Here is an 8,365-nt window from a genome sequence, read left to right as displayed (position 1 = left end):
AGGAAGCTCGGCGCTCCCCCACAGGAAAGCGAGTAACTTCCCAATCACCCCTGACCCCCAATATATAGAAAACGAACCCCGAAACATCTCGAAACTGAGTCTTTCATAATCCTGCACGTTTGTTGAATAACTTCTAAAGCCCATTTGTTTTTTCTATAAGAGATTTTTTATAAAAAATCAATAGCTTAACAAAACCTTGAAAGAGAGAGGGGATAACTGTAAAAACAGATTTTAACTTGTTCAAAAGCGGCGAGGGGATTATAATCACTGTAATAATAAAACTTTAGTACTAGTTTTAGGAGTTTTAGGTCTAGCACGGAATCTCTTAGGAAAGATGTGAGCCCATTGAGCATACCTGTCGTATTGATTCCTATGTTTGCTTATCTCCTGCCTGCTTTTATTCTATTCTATTTGGCCATTGACGTCTTCCTGAGAAACAGACAAAAGACTGAGCATCGATTAAGTGCTTTAATTATTTTGAGTTATGTGCTGCTATTTATTGAAGAGTATATACGGCATATGGTCCCAATAGAGTACAGCTCTATTCTAGTGACGTACTGGTTCGGGAATGTAGGGGTATTGATTCCTTCTTTAGGCCTTCACTTTTTAGTTAAAGTCACAAAGCTAAATCAGAAATTGCCGGCCAGATTGTATCCATGGATTTTTTATCTGCCTGCGATATTAGTCTTTCTGACCATTTTCTCCGGTGAAAACATCGTTAACAGTCAGGAATTTGTCCAAAAGGGGCTCTGGAAAGTCCCAGTTTTTAATACTTCCTATTACTCCAGCGTTTTTGTAGGATGTTTATTTATATTCATGTACGTAATCATTTTGTGGAAAGCAAAAAGATATGCCATCTCTAATGCGCAAATCAGTGTATTAAGATTGCTCATAAGGGCTGTCGTATTAGTATGGGGATGGACTGTGGTGTTTGGTTTTATTAACTTTGATTCATCTTTACCGCCCCACCCTTATATTTATGGAGGGATCATTTGGGGGATATTTCTCCGGCGATCCATGATAAAATATGATTTTTTAAGCTCCCCATACCAACGTTTTGAAAAGTTGTTTAATATAAACCCGTTAATGATTTTATTGCTCGATGAGCAAGGGAGAATCAAGGAAGCAAACCCTAGTGCGAAAAGTTTATTGAAGGTGTCAAACAATACTAATTTTGTTTTTCATGAATTCATTCAAAAAGAAAATTTGAAAGAGTGGAAAGCGGTTTTTTATACCAGTCTTCGCTTAGAGCGGAGTATGGAAAAGATGGAGCTTCAGTTGGATTTGCATACTGAAAATAAAGTTGTAGAGGTCAATGGAGATTATGTCGTCATCGATCAAATTCCGCACTATATGCTGATTATCCGTGACATTACATTAGATAAACTAAATGATGAGAAAATTCGCTTCCTGGCATATCATGATCCTTTGACTCAACTCTCGAATCGAAGATATTTTAAAGAAAAAATAGAACAAGTTTTGGGTGAAACAGCTGAAAAAAGTCAATTTGGAATTGTACTTATAGATTTGGACCATTTCAAATATGTAAATGACCAATATGGTCACCAGATCGGAGATGAGTTCTTACAACACACTGCCAAGTTATTAAAAGAAATAGTATCATCTCAAGGGGTAGCAGCGAGACTGGGAGGTGATGAATTCATTATATATATCCCATCTATTAAAAGTTATGAGGAAGCGAATTCTTATGCTCGCCTGGTTTGGGATGGGTTAGAAAGTCATCCCTTCCAAAAAGGCAGCCTTTATGTACCCGTGCGTGCCAGTGTTGGTATGAGTGTTTCTCCTTACCACGGACGTGATTATGATGCGTTGCTTAACCATGCAGACAAGGCCATGTATGAGGTGAAAAATTCAGGAAGGAACAGCTATTACATTCAGAACTATTGAATTCGTTTCCTGTCCACTAAACTGTTACAATAGAGAGACATTAATTAGACGAGGTGAATGCTCTTGTTCGTTGTTGGAGCTACAAAAAAATTGCAAAATGAAATCAGTAAGCCGCTTGCTGATGTAGAAGATTATCAGAATGTACCTGAGATTTATCAGTGGCATGCAAATATAATTACGATTAATCGTCGGAAGTGTTTAGTTCTGATGAATAATCACACTTGCCTTAATTTAACTTTACTCGGTCTTCGGAAACAACAGTTTGAGAACCTTGACGATGTCATTAAAGGTTCGTTAAATCAACTGCTTCAACTGTTAGATATAGAAGAAAGTGTAATAAATAAAATGCTTGAGGCGGCTGATCAGATCGTTTATACAAAAACTAAAAGCAGACAAATCCTAGGGATGATGAATGAAATTAAATTTGAGATTGAAAGTAAAACAGAGGGACTTAGCTATGAAGAGATCGATGCAGTTAAATTGAACAAAGGCAATAATAAAGATTTTATTTTCCTGCCGTTAAAACACCATAGTCCGTACAACACCTTCATTAAATATTTTCAAGAAGAAGAGTAGCGCGTGAAAACGTGCTGCTTTTTTTAATTATTTGTTAAGAAGAAGGGAATACAAAAGTCAGAGCAGAAAAAGTTAAATGTTTAAATCGAATGTTTTGTATATACCCATTCGGGTATATTATAATTAGAATAACTTCTAATTTGGAGGGTATATTTATGTTCTTTAAATCATTTTTTGATGAAAATTTAGCTCAAATGTCGTACATGGTTGGTTGTCAAAAAACAGGAGAAGCGCTTATTATTGATCCAGCTCGTGACCTTACTCCTTATTTTGAAACGGCTGAAAAAGAAGGGTTTACGATTACAAAAGCCGCTGAAACGCATATTCATGCAGACTTTCTTTCCGGAGCACGCGAATTAGCGAATAGTGGAGAAGTAACTCTATTTCTCTCTAATGAAGGGGAGGAAGACTGGAAATACCAATATATCAATGAACTTGATCATCAGTTGTTAAAAGACAAAGATCATTTCTATGTTGGAAAAGTTCGTCTGGATGTGATGCATACACCTGGCCATACTCCAGAAAGTATTTCCTTCGTGTTAACTGATGAAGGAGGCGGTTCCAGCGTTCCCATGGGGATATTCACCGGAGACTTTGTGTTCGTAGGCGATGTAGGCAGACCTGATTTACTTGAAAAAGCTGCAGGTGCAGCGGGAACAGCGTCAACGGGAGCTAAGCAAATGTTCCAATCCATTGAAAAGTTCAAAGAGTTACCTGATTATGTTCAAGTTTGGCCAGGCCATGGTGCGGGTAGTGCCTGTGGTAAATCATTGGGCGCTGTACCTGTAACTACTGTGGGTTATGAGAAAGAGAATAACTGGGCACTTCAGCATGATAGAGAAGATTCGTTTAGCGAAGAATTGTTAAGTGGTCAGCCCGAACCTCCGAAATATTTTGCAATGATGAAAAAGTTGAATAAAGAGGGTCCCGCTCTATTAGACGATACCGAAGTGAAGAGCATATCTATATCAAAAGTTGATGAATACAGTAATGATCAAACGATTATTATTGATACAAGAGATGCTGAAGCATTCTCCAATGGACACCTTGAAGGTACGATCAACATTCCTTTCAATAAGTCATTTGCTAATTGGGCAGGATGGATTGCGGAGTACGATGAACAAATCGTCCTTATCGCAAAAACAGAAGAGGTAAGTGAAGTTAAAAAAGCTTTACAATCTATAGGACTGGATCAAATTATAGGGTATATATCTGCAACCGAGGTTGAATCTCAGTCTGGATTAGAAACTTACCCAAGTATTACACCGAAAGAATTAGAAGCTAAATACCGTGATCATGAAGACTATATTGTAGTTGATGTTCGTAACCAGACGGAATGGGATGAAGGACATATGGAAGACGTCCAGCATATTATGCTTGGAAAACTGAAGGACAGTTTGAATGAAATCCCTTCAGACAAAACACCTATAGTCCATTGTCATTCAGGAAGCCGATCCGCAATTGCAGCTAGTGTTCTGCAAGCTTATGGCTATAAAGATGTTATTAATTTAGAAGGTGGTTATTCCGCATGGTCGGAAATTAAACAGCCTGTACAATCGTAAGAGAAAAGCTCTGCTTCTACTGGAAGCAGAGCTTTTTTTAACAAATAAAAGGAAACGGGTGGTGTGGTGAGTGAGCTTCCACTTGCCAAGTAGGGGACCTATCGGGACTTGCTGCATGCCATGTGGCTATTCCGGCAAGAAGAGCGTCTACATGGTGAGTAGAGGGGGCGTGAAAAGGTGAATGACTAAGGTAATGTTGAAAAAGCCATTCCATCACTTTAAAGCGGTACTCTTTATCTTTTTTATAGTGAAGAGCCATTGATCTTCTATCACGTGGCAATCTAGAAGCTAATGCGATGCCTGGATGAACTTCGAAAAGCTGGATATAGTCTCCGAAATGATTCCTTAGCATGTGGGCTAAATGGATGCCTCTCATTGTCAGATAAACCATTCTTGTAAGGGTGGGAGGCATAATGGATCCTGACTTCATCCCCAATGACTTTGCAAAAGTACGAAGAGACCGGTCAGCTGGACGATCACCGCCCCCATCCTGGTAGGATAGTGGGGCATCTATCCCTATATGAAGTATTTCATTATTGCTCAGCTGTCTCTCAATAAGGGAGAAGATTTTTTCATCAGAAACTTCCGCTTCCAGGTGGTTAATCTTTAGTTTTTGATGATCTTCTTTAAGGATAGCTATGACTGTGTCTTTATGGTTTGCAGGTCCAGAAAGGTCGATGCCAATAATGTTCATGTTCCACCTCGTATTTTTTAAGTTGAAAGAAAAAAGACCCCTACCATTGGGGTAGAGGCAAAAGTTTGTATAGGTATAGGATTAGGGGAGGTGCTAATTACACACTAAATTAAAATTAAACATCAAGTTCAAACGATAATGGCCTAGGATGAGTTTCATCCATAGCTGTATCAATTGGAGCGCTATTAACTGATAGTGAAAGTAAAACTCCAACTACTGCAATGAAGCCAATAAATTTCTTCATATTACTGTCCCTCCTATATGAGAATATTTATTTAACAATTCAATTGCTAACCTTAAGTATTTTGTTGATTTCTTGTAGCTTCTCTCTGCTTCCAGTAAATCAGATATAATAACTGAATAACGGATAACAAAGCGATGTTGTTTAGATTGTTGGAAAAGAGGGATAGCCTCATTTGCAAGGTATTCTGAAAGAGTCGAATTATCTTGGATGAGCATTTGATATATATTCAAATGGACTTCTTGTGATGATGTATCCAAAGGTGAAGAATTCAAATGTTTAAAACCTTCATCAATCCAATACATGCATTCCTCGAACTCTTTTAGTTTATAATTTTCTAAAACTAAACAATGGATTGTTTCAAAAATTTCATAGTCCGAAGCAGTCTCTCTTCGATAGGGTAAACTTCTCTTGTAGTTCATAAGAGCAGTATCATATTGACCTCTTCTGGATTCTATAACACCAATATTGTGATAGATAACACCCAGTTGGTAGTGATTCCTAGTTTGTGTTGCGATTTTACTCACCAAATGATAATTTTCAAGTGCTTTTCCATAATTTTTCAGCCTGGCATAATTAATGCCTAATAGTATATGGCAATCTGCACTTTTAATTAAGTTATAGTGTTTCTGATAGATAACCAAGGCTTGATCAGCGTAGTAGATTGAGGCGGAAATATAATTTGATTGACTAGAACTTAAGGAGAGCAGATAGTATAGATCACTCAATTCCCATTCTTCAACCTTAAGAGAAGCACTATAGTTTTTAGCCTCCATCAACTCTTGAAAAGCTTCTTCGAAATCACCTTTGTAGTATTTTACTAAACCTGCGCCTAAATGGAAATAGAACTCCATCTCTTCATCAAAAGTATCTTTATGTTGACGGATATTTCCCCATGCTTCATAAGCCCCATCTATCTCATTTTCTAATAGAAGGTGACGTATTCGAAATAATTCGAAGAAAATATACAAATGATGGTTATCCAGGGTCTCTTTCTGTTGAAGAAGTTCTTCCTTCAGCCGTTGAGCATCATCCGCTTGCTTGAAAACAATTGCTTCATACCATTCCTTCAATTTTTCCTTTGACGGATGATTGTACGAAGAATCATGAAAATCAAGCCCAAGACGTTCGTAAAGCAACTCTAGTACCTCGAACGCTGGAACGGTTTGATCATTCTCAATCTTAGAAAGATACGCTGGCGAGATGATCCCATCAGCCAACTGGTTTTGGGTTAAACCTTGTTTGACTCGATGAAATCGAAGCACTTTACCATATTCCATTTTACACACACCTAGTTGATCAACTGTTGATTTGTCAGAGTGTGGCTCTTTCAAATCTATATTTAGAATACATGTTCGATTAGGAATTTTCAACTATAAACAGAGGTTTCCCAAGTCGTGTTAAATTGTTGGCTTTAGGGGGTGTTTTACCTAGCAACTTTCACAGATTCATAGTTAGAAAATTATGATATATTTGGGTTGCGTCACAAAAATTAGGAGGGATTCGATGAATTGGAAGTCTGTTATGGCCACATTTGTATTAGGTACGAGCCTGGTGTCTGGCGGGACGTTAGCTCATGCCGAAGTGGGTTCAGACCAAAAGAGTAAACCTGAAGTGTCACAGTTTGTTAAGAAGAACATATCGTCTAAGAAGGTACTTTCAAACAAAGCGGTGCAGAACTTCTTCAAAGAAAATGAAGAGCAGTTTAATTTAAAACCTGCTAAGGATTTGAAACTAGTAAAATCTGAAAAAGATGATTTAGGTATGACGCACTATACTTATCAACGTGTTGTTGGAAATGTACCCATTGCTAATTCTAAGGTTGTCGTACATACGGATAAAGAAGGACATGTAGCGGCAGTGAATGGTGAATTTCATGAAGATGCGCCTGAAAAAGTTAAACAACTTAAAAAACTTAATAAGAATGATGCAATAGATCTTGCATGGGATCATATTGGTGTGGACAGAAGCCAAGCCGATAAAGTTCAGAAGAGTGAATTGGGAGAAGATTTCAATACCCTGACTGAAAACTCCGCTTTAGTGGTTTATCAAGAAGAAAATGGAGATTATACGCTGGCGTATCATGTTGAACTTCAATTTGCTGAACCTTATCCAGCAAACTACCAGTTATACATTAATGCAGAGAACGGTGATGTAATTAAATCTGCAAACGTGGTAGAGGAAGCAACAGGTACTGGAACAGGGGTGTTGGGCGATACTAAATCACTAAATACTTATTACTACAACAGTACTTACTATCTATTTGATACCACAAAACCGATGAACGGTGTTATTGAAACATTTGATAACTACGGTGGCCAATACAGCAGTCTCCCTGGATATTATGTGACGGATTCAGGAAATACATTCTATAGTGAACGTCAAAAAGCAGCTGTAGACGCTCATTATTATGCAGGTGAAGTTTTTGATTTTTATTATGATAACTTTGGTCGTGTGAGCTATGATGGTCAGGGAGCTGATATCCGCTCAACGGTTCATTATGGTTCTAATTACAATAACGCGGCATGGACTGGAAACCAAATGATCTATGGCGATGGAGATGGTTCAACGTTCACATATCTTTCTGGTGGCGATGATATTGTTGGACATGAATTAACTCACGCTGTAACGGACACGACTGCAGGACTCGTTTATGAAAATCAATCTGGAGCACTCAACGAATCATTCTCGGATGTTTTCGGTTATTTCATTGATTCTGAAGATTGGTTAATGGGTGAAGATGTGTACACGCCTGGACAACCTGGGGATGCGCTTCGTTCCATGTCTAATCCAAATGCTTATAATCAGCCTGATCACATGAATGAATATCAAAACCTCCCGAACACGGAGGCTGGAGACTGGGGTGGAGTTCACACAAACAGTGGAATTCCTAACAAAGCGGCTTATTATACGATCAATAGTCTAGGTAAATCACAATCTCAGCAAATTTACTATCGTGCGTTGACGTTATATCTAACACCGAATAGTAATTTCTCAAATGCTAAACAAGCATTAGAGCAGGCAGCCCAGGATCTTTATGGTTCTTCTGCTGCAAGTGCGGTTTCCCAAGCGTGGAATAACGTAGGAGTTTATTAATAATAATCGATTGTAAAGAGGTGGGACGTTATGTTCCACCTCTTTTTTACTATCTAGGAAACTATAAATATATAGGTGTGGTTAACTTTTTGCGGTGTGAGTCTACATCTAGCTCCTGCGCCTAGCCCCTCGAGGTCATAAGACAAGCGATTACGTGGATAAAAAGCCATCCACTACATCGCTTGTCTTATGCTTGTCGGGTCCCTCAGGAAGAGGGTCAGTTCAACGTTGGCACAGGACGTGCCGAACTTAGTTGAACATTCATTGAATAACTAAGTCAGGCGCTTG

The 8,365-nt window shown here is 38.4% G+C and carries 7 protein-coding genes; 4 read left to right on the top strand and 3 right to left on the bottom strand.

Features of this window, described 5'->3' with window-relative positions:
• Positions 1-345 precede the first annotated feature (345 nt).
• The 3 genes from LD39_RS12510 (at position 346) to LD39_RS12500 (ending at position 4,046) form a co-directional block, all read left to right on the top strand.
• Complete coding sequence (locus LD39_RS12510) at positions 346-1,908, top strand: diguanylate cyclase domain-containing protein (RefSeq protein ID WP_052158851.1); 1,563 nt, start codon at positions 346-348, stop codon at positions 1,906-1,908.
• Positions 1,909-1,971: 63 nt separating this feature from the next.
• Complete coding sequence (locus tag LD39_RS12505; RefSeq protein WP_035547122.1) at positions 1,972-2,484, top strand: hypothetical protein; 513 nt, start codon at positions 1,972-1,974, stop codon at positions 2,482-2,484.
• Positions 2,485-2,639: 155 nt separating this feature from the next.
• Positions 2,640-4,046, top strand: a complete 1,407-nt coding sequence (locus LD39_RS12500; protein WP_035547120.1) for a rhodanese-like domain-containing protein — start codon at positions 2,640-2,642, stop codon at positions 4,044-4,046.
• 37 nt (positions 4,047-4,083) lie between these two features.
• Here the strand turns inward: LD39_RS12500 and LD39_RS12495 are convergent, their stop codons facing one another.
• The 3 genes from LD39_RS12495 to LD39_RS12490 all read right to left on the bottom strand — a co-directional run bounded on the left by LD39_RS12495 (position 4,084) and on the right by LD39_RS12490 (position 6,261).
• Complete coding sequence (locus LD39_RS12495; protein WP_035547117.1) at positions 4,084-4,740, bottom strand: DUF429 domain-containing protein; 657 nt, start codon at positions 4,738-4,740, stop codon at positions 4,084-4,086.
• A 115-nt stretch (positions 4,741-4,855) separates the two neighbouring features.
• Positions 4,856-4,984, bottom strand: a complete 129-nt coding sequence (locus tag LD39_RS23805; protein WP_255349887.1) for a hypothetical protein — start codon at positions 4,982-4,984, stop codon at positions 4,856-4,858.
• Entirely contained in the window at positions 4,981-6,261 is a 1,281-nt protein-coding gene (locus LD39_RS12490; protein WP_231572573.1) for a helix-turn-helix transcriptional regulator, read from the bottom strand. The genes LD39_RS23805 and LD39_RS12490 overlap by 4 nt, the downstream gene beginning before the upstream one ends.
• Positions 6,262-6,487: 226 nt before the next feature.
• On the opposite strand from LD39_RS12490, the gene LD39_RS12485 reads away from it, so the two are divergent.
• A complete protein-coding gene (locus LD39_RS12485; protein WP_052158850.1) occupies positions 6,488-8,077 on the top strand; it encodes a M4 family metallopeptidase in 1,590 nt (529 codons plus the stop codon).
• Positions 8,078-8,365: the final 288 nt, after the last annotated feature.

This window comes from Halobacillus sp. BBL2006 (genome assembly GCF_000786645.1).
Taxonomy (GTDB): Bacteria; Bacillota; Bacilli; order Bacillales; family Halobacillaceae; genus Halobacillus.
Note: the sequence above shows the minus strand (reverse complement) of the source record. Positions and strands in the feature narration are given on the sequence as shown.